At 65.8% G+C, this 14,617-nt stretch carries 15 protein-coding genes; 6 read left to right on the top strand and 9 right to left on the bottom strand.

Going from position 1 to position 14,617, the window contains the following annotated elements:
* Window positions 1-43: 43 nt before the first annotated feature.
* Both QX048_RS25585 and QX048_RS25590 read right to left on the bottom strand, forming a co-directional pair.
* Window positions 44-226: a hypothetical protein gene (locus tag QX048_RS25585; RefSeq protein ID WP_315712101.1), complete on the bottom strand. Its 183-nt coding sequence runs from the start codon at window positions 224-226 to the stop codon at window positions 44-46.
* 59 nt (window positions 227-285) lie between these two features.
* A complete protein-coding gene (locus QX048_RS25590; RefSeq protein WP_315826897.1) occupies window positions 286-756 on the bottom strand; it encodes a carboxymuconolactone decarboxylase family protein in 471 nt (156 codons plus the stop codon).
* Window positions 757-810: 54 nt separating this feature from the next.
* Between QX048_RS25590 and QX048_RS25595 the strand changes: the two genes are divergently transcribed.
* The 4 genes from QX048_RS25595 to QX048_RS25610 all read left to right on the top strand — a co-directional run bounded on the left by QX048_RS25595 (window position 811) and on the right by QX048_RS25610 (window position 4,404).
* Window positions 811-1,365, top strand: coding sequence for a MarR family winged helix-turn-helix transcriptional regulator (locus QX048_RS25595; RefSeq protein ID WP_315826896.1), 555 nt, complete (start codon window positions 811-813; stop codon window positions 1,363-1,365).
* A 60-nt stretch (window positions 1,366-1,425) separates the two neighbouring features.
* Window positions 1,426-2,646, top strand: coding sequence for a lytic murein transglycosylase (locus QX048_RS25600; protein WP_315826895.1), 1,221 nt, complete (start codon window positions 1,426-1,428; stop codon window positions 2,644-2,646).
* Window positions 2,647-2,737: 91 nt separating this feature from the next.
* Window positions 2,738-3,508, top strand: a complete 771-nt coding sequence (locus tag QX048_RS25605) for a DUF6968 family protein (protein ID WP_315826894.1) — start codon at window positions 2,738-2,740, stop codon at window positions 3,506-3,508.
* A 317-nt stretch (window positions 3,509-3,825) separates the two neighbouring features.
* The gene (locus tag QX048_RS25610) at window positions 3,826-4,404 is read left to right on the top strand and encodes a hypothetical protein (RefSeq protein ID WP_315826893.1); all 579 of its coding nucleotides are present in this window, start codon (window positions 3,826-3,828) and stop codon (window positions 4,402-4,404) included.
* A 54-nt stretch (window positions 4,405-4,458) separates the two neighbouring features.
* On the opposite strand, the gene QX048_RS25615 is transcribed toward QX048_RS25610, so the two are convergent.
* Window positions 4,459-5,256 carry an NYN domain-containing protein gene (locus QX048_RS25615; RefSeq protein ID WP_315751654.1) on the bottom strand — a complete coding sequence of 266 codons (798 nt, stop codon included), beginning with the start codon at window positions 5,254-5,256 and terminating at the stop codon, window positions 4,459-4,461.
* 280 nt (window positions 5,257-5,536) lie between these two features.
* Here QX048_RS25615 and QX048_RS25620 point away from each other — a divergent pair, with 280 nt between their 5' ends.
* Complete coding sequence (locus QX048_RS25620) at window positions 5,537-5,938, top strand: hypothetical protein (RefSeq protein ID WP_315751655.1); 402 nt, start codon at window positions 5,537-5,539, stop codon at window positions 5,936-5,938.
* A 153-nt stretch (window positions 5,939-6,091) separates the two neighbouring features.
* Here the strand turns inward: QX048_RS25620 and QX048_RS25625 are convergent, their stop codons facing one another.
* The 3 genes from QX048_RS25625 to recJ all read right to left on the bottom strand — a co-directional run bounded on the left by QX048_RS25625 (window position 6,092) and on the right by recJ (window position 9,809).
* Window positions 6,092-7,099: a serine hydrolase gene (locus tag QX048_RS25625; RefSeq protein ID WP_315826892.1), complete on the bottom strand. Its 1,008-nt coding sequence runs from the start codon at window positions 7,097-7,099 to the stop codon at window positions 6,092-6,094.
* Window positions 7,100-7,172: 73 nt separating this feature from the next.
* Window positions 7,173-7,352: a hypothetical protein gene (locus QX048_RS25630; protein WP_315826891.1), complete on the bottom strand. Its 180-nt coding sequence runs from the start codon at window positions 7,350-7,352 to the stop codon at window positions 7,173-7,175.
* Window positions 7,353-7,967: 615 nt separating this feature from the next.
* A complete protein-coding gene (gene recJ / locus QX048_RS25635) occupies window positions 7,968-9,809 on the bottom strand; it encodes a single-stranded-DNA-specific exonuclease RecJ (protein WP_315826890.1) in 1,842 nt (613 codons plus the stop codon).
* A 308-nt stretch (window positions 9,810-10,117) separates the two neighbouring features.
* Between recJ and QX048_RS25640 the strand changes: the two genes are divergently transcribed.
* Window positions 10,118-11,206 carry a methyl-accepting chemotaxis protein gene (locus QX048_RS25640; protein ID WP_315826889.1) on the top strand — a complete coding sequence of 363 codons (1,089 nt, stop codon included), beginning with the start codon at window positions 10,118-10,120 and terminating at the stop codon, window positions 11,204-11,206.
* A gap of 10 nt (window positions 11,207-11,216) precedes the next feature.
* Here QX048_RS25640 and QX048_RS25645 read toward each other — a convergent pair whose 3' ends face one another.
* From QX048_RS25645 to QX048_RS25655, 3 genes are all read right to left on the bottom strand, one after another.
* Window positions 11,217-11,936 (bottom strand): haloacid dehalogenase type II, encoded by a 720-nt coding sequence (locus QX048_RS25645; RefSeq protein ID WP_315826888.1) that lies wholly within the window; start codon window positions 11,934-11,936, stop codon window positions 11,217-11,219.
* Window positions 11,937-12,058: 122 nt separating this feature from the next.
* Window positions 12,059-13,060 (bottom strand): class II fructose-bisphosphatase, encoded by a 1,002-nt coding sequence (gene glpX / locus QX048_RS25650; protein WP_315712118.1) that lies wholly within the window; start codon window positions 13,058-13,060, stop codon window positions 12,059-12,061.
* 204 nt (window positions 13,061-13,264) lie between these two features.
* Entirely contained in the window at window positions 13,265-14,584 is a 1,320-nt protein-coding gene (locus tag QX048_RS25655) for a homoserine dehydrogenase (protein ID WP_315712119.1), read from the bottom strand.
* Window positions 14,585-14,617: the final 33 nt, after the last annotated feature.

Raw genomic sequence — 14,617 nt, forward strand, 5'->3', positions numbered from 1 at the left:
ATGTGTCTCTTGCAACTCAAGGAGACGGCCAAGGAGCAAGAAGTCACGCCGACCACTTGTCCTCTTCGCGGCGGTGCTCCTCGGCGTTGAGACGATCCGCAATCTCTTGCGCCATCGCCTCGTTCTTCGTCGTTGCGATCGGCTTGCCGTCCTGGCGCTGCACGCGCTCCTTGTCGGCTTCCAGCGGAAAATCCTCCGGCTTGAGCGGTTCGTCCGTCCCGGTCATGCGCGCCTCCTCTGCCTCCCGCGTATAACCCGCCGGGCCGTGCTGCGGTTCCGGACAACTCACGAAGCCGCCCGCACCGGCCGCTCCGCCGGCGTCCAGCGGAAGGCGACGCCATAGCGATTCCAGAGATTGATCACGCCGATCGCCGACGTCAGGAACACCAGCTCCGTTTCCGAGAATTCGGCCCGGGCCTGAGCATAGACCTCGTCGCTGACGCCGCCCTGCAGCGTGGTCAGCGCCTCGGTGAACGCCAGCGCCGCGCGCTCGCGGGCCGAGAATTGCGGCGCCTCGCGCCACACCACGACGAGATTGATCTTGTCGGCGGACACGCCGAGCTTCTCGGCCAGCAGCACATGATGCTGCACGCAGAATGCGCAGCCGTTGATCTGCGACGCCCTGATCTTGACGAGTTCGAGCAACTGCTTGTCGAGGCCGGCCTTCGCCGCCTGCTGACTCACCGCAAGGATGGCGTCGTAAAGCTCCGGCGCCTGGCTCCGGAACGCGGTGTACTCGCTGCGCGCATGTGACATGGGCCTGTCTCTCATGTTATCAGATGTCTGACAACTTATCAGGGCTCTGATGATATGCGCAAGGCACCGGAATTGACGACCGCGCGAGCGCCGCGAAAGGCTGGCCCCGCGCGTCGGCCCAGGAGTCAAACCGGGACTCGACCCAGGACGGCGGCCCGCCCGCCATCGCCCGGCAAGGGCAAGCGCGGCGAGGACGGCTACCTCGCCTATCTGCTGCGCCAGGCGCAGGCCGCGGCGCGGTTGTCGCTCGACCGCGCGCTCATCCCAACCGGGCTGACCCATCCGCAATTCGTGGTGCTGACGATGCTGAAGGCCTATCCCGGGCTGTCCGGCGCCGACCTCGCCCGCGTCGCGCTGCTGACGCCGCAGACCGTCAACGTGATCATCGGCAATCTCGAACGCGACGGCGCCATCGAGCGCACGCCGCATCCCGTCCACGGTCGGATGCTGCGATGGAGCCTGACGCGCCGCGGGCTGGCGCTGCTGGCCAAGGCGCGCCGGCAGGCCACCATCATCGAGCGCAGGCTGGCCCGCGGCTTGAAACGGAGCGAGCTCGCGACCATCCGCCGCTGGCTGGCGCACGTCGCCGCCGACCTCCACGGCGCCTAGCCGGTTCCCGCCGCTCCCAAGGCTTTGCCGCGCCCCGCCCTGACCGGGTAGACTGGCGCCATGACCCAGCCCGATTCCATGACCCGCCGCGCCTTGCTCCGCTCCGGCTTTGGCGCTGCCGCGCTGCTCGTCCCCGCGCTGCCGGTAGCGGCTGCCCCAGCCGAATTCGAGACCTGGCGCGACGGGTTTCGCGCCCGCGCGCTCGCCAAGGGCATCTCGCCGGCCACCTGGACGCGGGTCATGGCGCGGCTCGAGCCCGACATGACCGTGTTCAAGGAGATGCGCAACCAGCCGGAGTTCAAGGAGCAGCTCTGGCAGTACATCAACCGTCGCGTCTCCGACTGGCGCGTCATCAACGGCAAGATCGCGCTGCAGAAGAACGAGGCGCTGTTCGCCCGCATCGAGAAGGACTTTGGCGTCGAGCGCGGCACGCTTCTCGCGCTGTGGGGCGTCGAGTCCGCGTTCGGCGATCCCCTGGTGCAGCAGAACCACATGCGCCCGGTGTTTCCGGCGCTCGCCGCGCTCGCCTGGAACGAGCCGCGGCGCAAGGCCTATTGGGAGACCGAGCTCACCAATGCGCTGAAGATCGTCGACCGCGGCTGGAGCACGCCGGAGGAGATGCGCGGCTCCTGGGCCGGCGCCATGGGTCACACGCAATGGATGCCCGAGGTCTGGCTCAATGTCGGCTTCGACTATGATGGCGACGGCAAGATCAACCCGTTCGGCCGGCCCGACGACGCGCTCGGCTCGACCGCGCGCTATCTCGTCAACCGCGGCAAATATCACCGCGGCGAGCACTGGGGCTACGAGGTGCGCGCGCCCGGCAACATGTCTGGCAGTCGCAGCTATGCGGCGTGGCAGGCGGCCGGCGTCACCCGCGCCGACGGCCAGCCGTTCCCGCAGCCCAATGCGTCAGCGCAGCTCTGGATCCCGGTCGCAGGCGGCCCCGCCTTCCTGCTCGGCCCGAACTTCTACTCGGTGAAATCCTACAATCCGGCCATGAGCTACGCGCTCGCGATCTGCCATCTCGGCGACCGCATCCTGGGGGCACCGCCGTTCCTGCAGCCCTTCCCCGGCTCCGAGCGCGCGCTGACCTTGGCCGAGGTGCAGGAGATGCAGAAGCGCCTGACCGCAGCCGGCTTCGACACCGGCGGCACCGACGGCCGCGTCGGCAACGACACCATGAAAGCGATCCGCGACTTCCAGGCCAAGGCCGGCCTCCAGCCGGCCGACGGCTATGGCGGGCTCAAGGTGCTGGCGAAGCTGCGGCAAGGCGGCTGACGGCCGTCCGCGCGGGTCGGATCGCGCATACGTGCTTACCGCTCGCCGCACGATTTCATCGGGATCAGGAACCTATCGACCGGAGTGAGCAATGACGATGATCGTGGCCGAGCGCACCTACCGGAATGTGGCGACAGGCAACGATGTCGCAGCGCGGGTGTTCGCGCCCGAACGGGTCGACGACTTCGAGTGGCGCTGCAGGATTGCCATCGAGGGGCTGGAGAGCCCCGTCGACAAGTGGATCAGCGGTGTCGACTCGTTTCAGTCGCTGTGTCTGGGGCTGAAACTCCTCTGCAGGCTGCTTACGGAGGACGAGGGGAGCCTCGCCTTCCTCAATGGAGACCCCGGTGACGTCGATGTCCCGCTGATCGCAGACTGCTGCTTTCCGCAAACGCGGACCGAGGCTTTGCGCTTCATCACCGAGCGCGACCGCGAGCTGCTCGACGCCCTGCCTGGTCCGATCCCGTCGGTGCCGCCGGAAAATGTACCCGAGACGAAATTGACCGAGGTCGTCGCCGAGCGTGTGCTGCGCGATGTGACGACGGACACCGCCGTCGTCGCCAGACTGTCCGCGCCCAGACGGGCCGGACCGAGATCCTGGTACTGTGACATTGAAATTCGCGGCTTGGGCAACCCGTTCGAAATGGCCATCTCCGGCGTGGATTCGTTCCAGGCCTTGTATCTGGGCCTTTACCGGACCTGCGCCCATCTGGAGAAGCACGAGCATCACCTGGCCGATGCCGTGGACGGCGCACCGGCGGGAGACGCCAATCTTCCCTTCATCTCGTTCTGTCCGCCCGAGGCGAAGCAAGAGGTCCATCGCGACATGCACGACAAGCTCACGACGGAGGCCCGGCCGTAGCGACGGCGCGGAGTACGACGACCACTGGTCATTGTTCGCGATGACGGAGGGCTGAGGGCCTCCTCGATTGCGGCCACGGTCACACCTTGGCCGCCCACACGCCGGCTAGACTTCAGTGCCCTAGCTCTGGGCGGCGAATACGAATTGCGGGGATTGTTTGTAGGTTCCCTGAACTACACCATGGGAACTCAAACTTCATAGGACAGTCGTATTGTCCAACTGGACACAATTTACCCATTCTTTTGATCTGATTTCGAGCATCTGACGGCATGTTTATCAGTATGCGTGTGTACATCAACTAACAACGGAGCGACGCCATGCGTGTCGCGTTGATCCTCATCGTCATGGCAACCATGACGTCTCCATCGCAAGCGTCTCCTTCGTGTATGAACAAGAGCGAGGCGCGTCATCACTTCGGTTCGGTGCATATTTACTGGCATGGCTCAAACCACTGTTGGGACGCCACACCAATGACGAGGCGCCGCCACATAGCGAGAGTTGAACGCCAAATTGCCGAGCGCAAGCTGCAGAAGGAGCAGCCGCCGCATTGGCGCGACGCGCGATCGGAAATGTTGGCCGCCGCCCGGCCGTTTGAGCCGAGCACTGAATCAGACGACCCGCCCGAGACGACGATGACCAGATCCAACTGGTCAGCGCGGTGGATCGATGTCGCGCAAGTTGGTCCAGTGTCTCTACCCCAGAGCCTCCCCGCCTCCATACCCGCAGCGTCAAATTCCAAACATCAGGCCGAATCCGGCGCGGAGTCTTATGGCGTCGCCCTGATCGTTGTAGGCTCAATGTTGCTGCTTATCGTTGTCGTCGGATTCATGTTCCGACCTGGCGATACGCGCATAGGAGTGATGTTCGCGGCCGTGCACCGCCGAATGTACTCTTGAGTTCGTGGCCGCTCGCAAGTTCTCTCCGACCACGACACGCTGCCACCGACTGGATCACGATTTGGCCGTCGCCTCGCGGTGGCCGGACCTCGACGCCCGCGCCTTGGGCTGCGACGCGCTCGCCGCCTTCACGCGGATGCGCACCGAGCCGCCGCCCTTGGACTGTTCCTCGATCTCGAAGCCGCCCGTCTTGCGCACGAGGTCGCTGAGCTTGCGGCAGCCATAGGTGCGTGGATCGAAGTCGGAGACCAGGTTGGAGAGCTGCTTGCCGACCTCGCCGAGCGCGACCCAGCCGTCCTCGCTCTCCATCTGCGTGATGACCTTCTTGATCATCGGCGTCGCCGCGCTGATCGGCAGCAGCGACTTCGGCGCCGCAGCGCTGTCCGCGTCCTTGCTGCTCGCCGCGTCGCTGCGCAAATTCTCCGTGTAGATGAACCTGCGGCAGGCCTGCCGAAAGCTCTCCGGCGTCTTCTGCTCGCCGAAGCCGAACACGTCGATGCCCTGCTCGCGGATGCGCGCCGCCAGCCGGGTGAAGTCGCTGTCGGACGACACCAGGCAGAAGCCGTCGAAGCGTCCGCTATGCAACAGGTCCATCGCATCGATCACCAGCGTGATGTCGGAAGCGTTCTTGCCGGTCGTGTAGGCGAACTGCTGCTGCGGCACGATCGCGTGGCGCGCCAGCGTATCGGCCCACGGCCTCGAGCGCGGGCTGGAGAAGTCGCCATAGATCCGGCGCACGCTCGCCTCGCCGATCTTGGCGATCTCCTCGAACAGCCCGTCGACGATCTTGGCGGAGGCATTGTCGGCGTCGATCAGGACGGCCAGACGCGGCGAGCGGGGTTCGGACGGCATCAGATGGTCCTTGAGTAGGCCTTGGTCTCATTCCTTATACGCGGGCCGACGTCCATTCGAATGATTTTCTTGAGGCGAATGACGAGACTCGCGATGCGCGACAGGGCGCGGCCACGCGAGGCGCGGCGTGCAGAGGCCACAGAGATATGCGCTGCTGCGCCCCCCACCATTCGTATACGAACAAATTCCGGGTTCCCGGCCTGTTCTGGCGATCGTTTTCACCTTCCCTTAATTTGGGTCGCACAACGATGCGCCCACCCAACGATGGGATCTGCGGCAGATGATCAAGGAAGGCACTTATTCGGCCTGGTTCAGGACCCCCAAAGGCCAGGGAACCGGGATCGTCGAGCTGGTGGGCGGCAAGGTGTGCGGCGGCGACACCGTGCTGAGCTATGCCGGAAGCTACGAGGCCCATGGCGATCGTTTCACCGCCATCATCAAGACGAAGCGCCATGCCCCGGGACAGCCGTCGTTGTTCGGCCCGGACGAGCTGACGCTCAGCCTCGAAGGATGCTGCAGAGGCACGCCCGTCACGTGCACCGGTTATGCCGCGGAAGCACCCGACGTGCCGTTCGAGGCGTTGCTGCTGTTCTCGGCGTCCGACGACGCCCCATCTCCGCCCGCGCCCCGGCCGACGGCAAAATTCAGTCCCGATCATCTGCCGAAGCCGTCCTGGCGCTAGCATCCGACGCGATTGACGTCATCCTTTCCCCTGGGAACCGAACGCCTACGCGGTCGCCAGCGGCAGCTTGCGTTCGGCCACGATCCGCACCGGCGGAAACACGACGCAATCAATCGCATCGGAGGTTGATCGCCAGGGCCATCGACGTCCTGCTCAAGGAACCGACGCGCTGATCTTGCCGACGAGATCGAGGAAGCGCTGCGTTCGGACGCCTGTCCGATTCACGGCCAGATCGACCAGCTCGACGACCACCAGGTGCTTCGAGGGAACGACCACGATCTGCTGTCCGCCGTAGCCGGAGGCAAAATAGCCGCTGATGCCGGATCGGACGCTGCTGAAGGTCCACCAGAGATAGCCGTAACCCCGTCCGGGCTGCTCGGTGTCCGAGAGACGGCTGGTCGATTCCGTCACCCATGTCGGCGGGATCAGTTGAGCCCCATTCCAGCGTCCGCCGTTCAGGAACAGCAGGCCAAACCTCGCCAGGTCTCGCGCGCTCATCCGAAACACATAGGCCGGATGCGACGAGGAGGCTTCCTTCACGTACACGCCGTCTGCGGCGGAGAAATCCTCCATCCCGATCGGCCGGCCGATCCGTCTGTCGAAGCTTGCGAACACGTCGTCGACGGACTGCCGATAGATCGTGCCGAGCGCGTTGAAATCCCAGTTGTTGTAGTACCAGAAACTGCCCGGCGGATGGCTCTCGCGCGCCGGCCGCCTCTGCTTCATCTGCCCCGTCTCATAGGACGCGAGATGATAGACCCCGGAGCGCGCCATCAGTAGCTGACGCACCGTCGCGGTCTGCTCGGCCGGCGAAAGCCCCGGCGGAACGTCGTCGATCTCGAGCGCGGCAAGCGTGCTGTCGAGGTTGATCCGGCCGGCTTCGACGGCGATGCCATACAACGCGCTGAGCAGACTCTTGCGCACGGACCGGACATTGACCTTCGCACCGAGATCGCCGAACGAGGCAACAATGTCGTCGTCCCTCACGACCATGATCGCTGTCGGCTTCTGTTCGACCGCAAACTCCTGCACCTCGCGTGCGATCGGTGCAGACCAGGGCGTCTCGTCCGGGCTTGCCGTCCGCCAATGCAGTCCCGGCTCGGCCTGAGCCCAGGACCAACCCATCGCAAGGATTGCCAGCACGGCAAGCCGACGTCGCATTGGCACGTTCATTCCCGTCTCGACAAAACCGATGTCGAGAATGCTAGAGCAAGACCGACGGACGGTACAGAGGTCACCGGCCATCGATGTCTCTGTCTGCATGGCCGCGGATCTCCACTGCTCGATGACGCAACATGCCCCGTTGCAATTTTTTTATTTTCACCCGCAGCATCAGCCAGATGGCCGCCGCAGCCAGCCCCGCCTCAAACTTTCCGCTTGCTTTTGTTCCGAAAATCGGAAATAACATCCGCATCCCGTCCTCATGAGAGGGACGTTTCGCGATCGTCATGAACGTGGAGGGCGGGATGCGGTGGCCGCGATCGTGTTGCAGCGTGCTCGATGTACGCGGACGAACGGCAGGTTGCGGACGTGAAATCGCGTGGTCCTGGCGCCCCGATGCTGGCGCCAAGCTCTTGGGAGATGATGATCCCGGGGGCGACGGTGGCTAACAAGCCGGACACCGGGGAGATCGCGTATAAGCGTTAAGACCTCCGCGCAGGGAATGCCGGTTGAAACGGCTTTGCCTGTGGTGACTGCCGCCTGCTTTTTGTTTGCAGGCGGGCCATGGGTGAGGCCTTCACCCGGCATTCCCTGCGCCCTCTTTCATCGGGAGGGTCCTTGACGGTGCATCACTCGGGCGCGATGGCGCGGCGGGATGTGAAATCATGCGCGCATTATGGGAAGCGCGACGGCCGTCATACTCCGATGTCGTCCCGGCCTCCGCGCCGGGACCCATACCTACCGGGAGCAGTTCGAGGCACGATCGAGGTGGGCATCTCGTTCTCACAACAACGGCTGCGGCATATGGGTCAGGATCGGCGCTTCGACGACGCACGCAGCTTGTCCGGGACGACTCGTCGATGTTGCTCTACCTGATCATCGCCGGCCCATGGTCCGGCACGGCGACATCGAGCACGCGCAGTTGCACGCGCTCGACACCCTGGTAGCGGTCGACGGTGAGGGTGCCGGCGACGTGCAGGATCTGGCCGCGATGCTGAACCAGGGCGTTGCCGAGCTTCTGGCCCACGCTGCGGAATGCGATCGCATTCACGGCGGCGCCGTCGCCGGATTTGAAGCGCAGCTTGAGATGCGCCTGCCCGACCTCGTCGGCGTAAACCAGCTGATGCGACGGCAGCGCCACGATGGGCTCGGGATTGCCGCTGCCGAAGGGACCGGCGCGATTGAGCGTCGCGACCAGCTCGGGTGTCGCGGCGCGCGCGCTGATGGCGCCGTCGATCAGGATCTCGTTGACGTGACGTGCGTCGGCGACGTCGGCGGCGAGCGCGCTTTCGAGAAAGGCGCGAAACTCGGCCAACCGCTCCTTGCGCAAGGTGACGCCGGCGGCCATCGCGTGCCCGCCCCCCTTCATCAGGATGCCCTGCTCCACGGCGTGGCGGACGGCCTTGCCAAGATCGACTCCCGGAATCGAGCGGCCCGACCCGGTGCCGATGCCGCCCGGCTCGAGCGCGATCGCAAACGCCGGCCGGGCAAACTTTTCCTTGAGCCTGGATGCGACCAGCCCGACCACGCCGGGATGCCAGCCTTCGGATGCGGTCACGATGACGGCGCCCTTGTCCTCCAGCCCGAGCGAGGCCAGCGCCTCCGCTTCGGCCTGCGCTTCGGCCTGCTGCTCGATGATCCGGCGCTCGCTGTTGAGCCGATCGAGCTCGGCGGCGATGCGCGCGGCTTCGGAGATATCGCTTTCCAGGAGCAGGCGCACGCCGAGATCGGCGCGGCCGATGCGCCCGCCGGCATTGATGCGCGGTCCCAGCATGAAGCCGAGATGCCAGGCTTCGGGCGGACCGTTGAGCCGGGCGACATCCATCAGCGCGGTGTGCCCGACATGGTCGCGCCGGCGCATCGCGATCAGGCCCTTGGCGACGAAGGCGCGGTTGAGCGCGATCAGCGGCGCGACGTCGGCGACGGTGCCGAGCGCGACGTGATGCAGCATGCTGAGCAGATCCGGCTCCGGGCGCGTGCTGCTCCAGAAGCCGCGGCCGCGCAGCTCGCGATTGACCGCAACCAGCGTGACCAGCGTCAGCCCGACCGCGGCGAGATAGCCGAGGCCGGAAAGATCATCCGGCCGGTTCGGATTGACCAGCGCCTCGACCTCCGGCAGCTCCTCGCCGCATTGATGGTGATCGATCACCACCACGGACATGCCGAGCCGCCGCGCCTCCGCCAGCGGCTCGAGGCTGGTGGTGCCGCAGTCGACCGTCACGAGCAGCGTCGCGCCCTTGCCGGCGAGCGCCCGGATGGCGTCGACGTTCGGGCCGTAGCCTTCGAAGATGCGGTCGGGAATGTGGATCAGCGGATCGAGCCCGCAATGGCGCAGATGCCAGGCGAGCAGCGCCGCCGAGGTCGCGCCGTCGACATCGTAGTCGCCGAAGATCGCGACCTTCTCGCCCTTGACCGCGGCGTCGGCAATGCGCTGCGCCGCCGCCTCCATCTGCGTCACCGTGAACGGATCCGGCATCAGCTTGCGGATGGTCGGATCGAGGAAGTCGTTGACCGCGTCGATCTCGACGTCACGCCCGGCGAGCACGCGCGCTAGCATCTCGGGCAACTGATAGCGCTGCACCATCGCAAGCGCGCGCGCCGCGCCGCGCGCATCCAGCCGGTCGCGCCACAATTTGTTGGTCAGCGACAGCCGCACGCCCAGGAACGCCTGCGGGGCGCTCAGGGGCAGTGCAAGGGCGGATGGTGCCATGATGCGCGGGGCCTCGCTTGCAGCGCAGCGATTCGAAATGGACGCAGTCGAATCTACAGCAACTGGCCTGCCTCAGCAGGTTCCATCCATGAAACCCACCAGAATCGTCCCAGAACTTGGCGGAACTCACAGGAAATCAGGGAAATGCCGCCATATACGGCTGGTTGCCTAAAATTAGAGCTGCGTTCGATGGAGTGCATTAAACAGCCATTAGGCGAACTCCGTAACATTTCAATCAATTATTACGTCCGATTTGTCCGCCCTCTTCGTGCCGACCAGGAGGCGCGGCAACATGGAGTTCATTGCCGATGCTGACCGCGCCCGAGTTGAAGACGCAGCCCTCCGCCGCTCCGGCACAAACGACTCCCAAGGATGACGAGACCGACGTCTCGGCGCTGATCGCGCGGCTCACCGGCGAGGTCAATCAGATCGCCTGCGAGAAGACCAAATCGATCCAGCAGATCACCAACCAGATGAAGATGCTGGCGCTGAACGCGCTGATCGAGAGCTCGCGGGTCGGCGCGCAAGGCGCAGGCTTCGCCGTGGTGGCCCAGGAGGTGCGCGCCGTCGGCCAACTCGTCGAGACCATCGCGCGCGAGCTGGAGGGCCAGCTCACGACGCGCACCGGCAATCTGAAGAGCTCGATCGAGCGCATGACCGAACGCGCCCGCGGCGAGCGCATGGTCGATCTGGCGCTGAACGCGATCGAACTGATCGACCGCAATCTGTATGAGCGGACCTGCGACGTCCGCTGGTGGGCGACCGACTCCGCCGTGGTCGATTGCGCCGCCGCGCCCGATGCCGCCCGCGTCACGCACGTCTCCGAACGGCTCGCGGTGATTCTCTCCGCCTACACCGTCTATCTCGATCTGTGGCTGTGCGATCCGAGCGGCAAGGTGATCGCCAACGGCCGCGCCGACCGCTTCAACGTCATCGGCCAGAGCGTCGCCGACACCAAATGGTTTCGCGAGGCGCGGGGCTTGCGCTCGGGCGACGACTACGTCGCCGGCGACGTCGAGTGCCAGCCGCTGCTCGGCAACGCCCAGGTCGCGACCTATTGCGCCTCGGTGCGCGAGGACGGCAAGGCGCATGGCAAGCCGCTTGGCGTGCTCGCGATCCATTTCGATTGGGAAGCGCAGGCGCGCGCGATCGTCCAGGGCGTGCGCGTCAGCGAGAGCGACAAGGCCCGCGTGCTGCTGGTGGATTCCAATCTGCGCGTGATCGCATCCTCGGACGGTCAGGGCATTCTCAGCGAGCGCGTTTCACTGAAGCTCGATGGCAAGCGCAGTGGCTTCTATCAGGACATCTCCGGGCGCATGGTCGCGTTCCACGCCACGCCCGGTTACGAGACCTACAAGGGGCTCGGCTGGTATGGCGTGATCGTGTCGGGCGCGTGAGGCAGGGCGATCAGCAGCCGAGCCGGTCGGCGATGCCGTTGAAATCATCGGCGACGATGTCCCAGGCGCCGGTGGCGTCGAAGTCGCGGCTCTGCAGCGGGCCGTATTCGGTGGGGCGGGCGACGAAGGCGGTCTTCAGTCCGTAGCGTTGCGCCGCCTCGAGATCATTGTTGTGCGCGGCGACCATCATCACCTCGCCGGGCGCAAGACCGAGCAGACGCGCGGCGCCGAGATAGGTTTCGGGGTCGGGCTTGTAGTGCGCGAACAGCTCGGCGGAGAGCACGAGGTCCCAGGGCAGACCCGCGAACTTCGCCATGTTGGTGAGCAGTGCGACGTTGCCGTTGGAGAGCGGCGCGATGATGTATTTGGACTTCAGCCGGGTCAGCCCGGCGACACAGTCGGCCCACGGATGCAGCCGGTGCCAGCCACGGGTGAGATGATCGAGATCGGCTTCGGTCAAGCCGGTGATGCCGAGCTGGGCGACGAGCGTCTCCAGCGAGCGCCGGTGCAGCACGTCGAGGATGACGTAGCCGCGCTCCGGATGCCTGCGGACCTCGTCCATCGAGCCGACATAGAGCCCGCGCCAGCCATCGACCAGCGCGGTCCAGTCGCCCTGGATGCCGCGGGTCTTCGACCACGCGGTGAAGTCGTTGATCAGGCTGGTGCGCCAGTCGACGACGGTGCCGAACACATCGAACACCAGCGCCTTGACCATGGACAGGTCGGACATGCTGAGTCGCTCTCCAATTTCGTCATTCCGGATGCGCGCACAGCGCGCAGACCCGGAATCTCGCGCCACGATCTCGAGATTCCGGGGTCACGCTCCGCGTGCCCCGGAACGACTGTGCTGGATCAGTCGAGGTGGAACTTCGCCAACTGGCGATGCTCCGCGCGGATGTAGCGCACCGTGCCGGTGACCGAGCGCATCACGACGGTCTCGGTCTCGATCACGCCGTCCTTGCGGAACTTGACGCCGGAGAGCAGCGAGCCGGTAGTGACGCCGGTGGCCGCGAACAGACAGTCGCCGCGGGCCATGTCCTCGATGCCGTAGATCATCTTGGGATCACCGACGCCCATCTTGTGGGCGCGCTCGCGCTTCTCCTCGGTGTCGAGGATCAGGCGGCACTGCATCTGGCCGCCAATGCAGCGCAGCGCCACCGCGGCCAGCACGCCTTCCGGCGCGCCGCCGGTGCCGAGATACATGTCGACGCCGGTGTTGTCGGGATCGGCACAGTGGATCACGCCGGCGACGTCGCCGTCAGTGATCAGGCGCACCGCAGCGCCGGTCGAGCGGACGCCCTGAATGATGTCAGCGTGGCGCGGACGGTCGAGCACCAGCACCGTGATCGCGCCGGGCTCGACGCCCTTGGCCTTGGCGAGCCGTCGCACGTTGTCGGCCGGCGTCGCGTCGATGTCGACGACGCCCTTGGCGTAGCCGGGGCCGACCGCGATCTTCTGCATGTAGACGTCGGGGGCATGCAGCAGCGTGCCGCCATCGGCCATCGCCATGGTTGCGATCGCGCCCGGCATGTTCTTGGCGCACAAGGTCGTCCCCTCGAGCGGGTCGACCGCGATGTCGACCTTGGGCCCGGCATTGAGGCCGACCTTCTCGCCGATATAGAGCATGGGCGCCTCGTCACGCTCGCCCTCGCCGATCACGACCGTGCCCTCGATCGGCAGCTTGTTGAGCTCGCGGCGCATCGCATCCACGGCCGCCTGGTCGGCCGGCTTTTCCTGGCCGTGGCCGCGCAACCGCGCCGCCGACACCGCCGCCCGTTCGGTCACGCGCACCAGCTCCAGCGTCAGGATGCGCTCGAGCAGCAATTGTTGCGGGACAGAAATCTGCGTCGACATCGATCAACTCCTCAAGACGTCAAGGCGGACATCCGCCATCAAAATCTACCGCTCGCACGCCGCCCCCCTGGGCGGCATCCGGGTCAGGCGGTCGGCACGAACGGCCGCTCCCCGCCTGTCTATTCTCCCGGTTTGAGCATGAACCTATACCAAACGCCACGCGTTTGTTTGAGCAGGGACAAGTGGTTCCCTGGGCATCATGCGCTAGTTCTTCTCGATCCGGATCACCTGCGGCTTGCCGCTGATGACCTTGTCGCGCTGCACCGCCTGGAGCGCGCGATGCACGGCGTCCTCGTGTGTCGCATAGGTGATCAAGATGACCGGCACCGGCGCAGACTTGCCGGCCGTCTTCGCCGGCTCGCTGCCATTGGGATGGCGCTGCACGATCGATTCGATCGAGATCTTCTGCTCGGCGAGCCGGGTGGCGATGGTCGCGGCCGTGCCGGCGTGGTCACGCGCCATCAGGCGGATGTAATAGCCACCCTCGTGCCGCTCCATCGGCGCCTTCTCGGTCGCCTGCAGCCTGTCGACCGGACGCCCGAACGGCGCGGCGCGGATGCCGCGCGCGACGTCGGCAATGTCGGCGACGACGGCGGACGCCGTCGCGGCGCCCCCTGCTCCCGGACCGACCAGCGTGATCGGCGGGATACCGTCGCCGTCGATCGTGACCGCGTTGGTGACGCCCATCACCTGGGCGATCGAGGAGGATTTCGGCACCATCGTCGGGTGCACCCGCTGCTCGATGCCCTTGGCGGTGCGCACGGCAACGCCAAGCAGCTTGACGCGGTAGCCGAGCTCCGCCGCCGCGCGCAGGTCCTCCGGCGCGATCGAGGAGATGCCTTCGACATAGACCGAGTTCTGCGCCACCTGGGTGCCGAAGGCGAGGCTCGCCAGGATCGCGAGCTTCTGCGCGGTGTCGTGGCCATGGATGTCGAACGACGGATCGGCCTCGGCATAGCCGAGACGCTGGGCGTCCTTCAGACATTCGTCGAACGACAGCCCCTCCTGCTCCATCCGAGTCAGGATGTAGTTGCAGGTGCCGTTGAGGATGCCATAGACGCGGCTGATGCCGGTGCCGGTGAGTCCTTCGCGCAGGGTCTTGACCACCGGAATGGCCGCGCCGACGGCGGCTTCGAAGTTCAGCGCACCGCCATGCTTCTCGGCCGCCTTGGCGAGCTTCAGGCCGTGCTTGGCGATCAGCGCCTTGTTGGCCGTCACCACCGACTTGCCGGCCTTGAGAGCGGTGTCGATCGCCGACAGCGCGGGATCGCCGGCACCGCCCATCAGCTCGACCAGGCAGTCGATTTCGGGATCGCTCGCCAGCGCGATCGGATCCTTGGCCCATTTGATCCCGGACAGATCGATGCCGCGCTTCTTGGCCTTCGACCGCGCCGTCACGGCGACGACCTTCACCGGGCGCCCCGTGCGTTCGGTGAGCACGCGTCCCTCACGCTCGATGAGACGAACGACCTCGACACCCACGGTGCCGAGGCCCGCGATGCCCACTCTCAGGGGTGCGACCATGGAATCAAAGAACCTGTCGAAAGGAAAGTACGG

Origin of the sequence: Bradyrhizobium sp. SZCCHNS30572 (genome assembly GCF_032484415.1) — a bacterium.
Lineage (GTDB): Bacteria > Pseudomonadota > Alphaproteobacteria > Rhizobiales > Xanthobacteraceae > Bradyrhizobium.

What these genes read in the sequence shown, in the direction of transcription:
- QX048_RS25585 (WP_315712101.1), bottom strand. Translation starts at nt 226, where the DNA reads ATGACCGGGACGGACGAACCGCTCAAGCCGGAGGATTTTCCGCTGGAA.
- QX048_RS25590 (WP_315826897.1), bottom strand. Translation starts at nt 756, where the DNA reads ATGTCACATGCGCGCAGCGAGTACACCGCGTTCCGGAGCCAGGCGCCG.
- QX048_RS25595 (WP_315826896.1), top strand. Translation starts at nt 811, where the DNA reads ATGCGCAAGGCACCGGAATTGACGACCGCGCGAGCGCCGCGAAAGGCT.
- QX048_RS25600 (WP_315826895.1), top strand. Translation starts at nt 1,426, where the DNA reads ATGACCCAGCCCGATTCCATGACCCGCCGCGCCTTGCTCCGCTCCGGC.
- QX048_RS25605 (WP_315826894.1), top strand. Translation starts at nt 2,738, where the DNA reads ATGACGATGATCGTGGCCGAGCGCACCTACCGGAATGTGGCGACAGGC.
- QX048_RS25610 (WP_315826893.1), top strand. Translation starts at nt 3,826, where the DNA reads ATGCGTGTCGCGTTGATCCTCATCGTCATGGCAACCATGACGTCTCCA.
- QX048_RS25615 (WP_315751654.1), bottom strand. Translation starts at nt 5,256, where the DNA reads ATGCCGTCCGAACCCCGCTCGCCGCGTCTGGCCGTCCTGATCGACGCC.
- QX048_RS25620 (WP_315751655.1), top strand. Translation starts at nt 5,537, where the DNA reads ATGATCAAGGAAGGCACTTATTCGGCCTGGTTCAGGACCCCCAAAGGC.
- QX048_RS25625 (WP_315826892.1), bottom strand. Translation starts at nt 7,099, where the DNA reads ATGCGACGTCGGCTTGCCGTGCTGGCAATCCTTGCGATGGGTTGGTCC.
- QX048_RS25630 (WP_315826891.1), bottom strand. Translation starts at nt 7,352, where the DNA reads ATGCGGATGTTATTTCCGATTTTCGGAACAAAAGCAAGCGGAAAGTTT.
- recJ (WP_315826890.1), bottom strand. Translation starts at nt 9,809, where the DNA reads ATGGCACCATCCGCCCTTGCACTGCCCCTGAGCGCCCCGCAGGCGTTC.
- QX048_RS25640 (WP_315826889.1), top strand. Translation starts at nt 10,118, where the DNA reads ATGCTGACCGCGCCCGAGTTGAAGACGCAGCCCTCCGCCGCTCCGGCA.
- QX048_RS25645 (WP_315826888.1), bottom strand. Translation starts at nt 11,936, where the DNA reads ATGTCCGACCTGTCCATGGTCAAGGCGCTGGTGTTCGATGTGTTCGGC.
- glpX (WP_315712118.1), bottom strand. Translation starts at nt 13,060, where the DNA reads ATGTCGACGCAGATTTCTGTCCCGCAACAATTGCTGCTCGAGCGCATC.
- QX048_RS25655 (WP_315712119.1), bottom strand. Translation starts at nt 14,584, where the DNA reads ATGGTCGCACCCCTGAGAGTGGGCATCGCGGGCCTCGGCACCGTGGGT.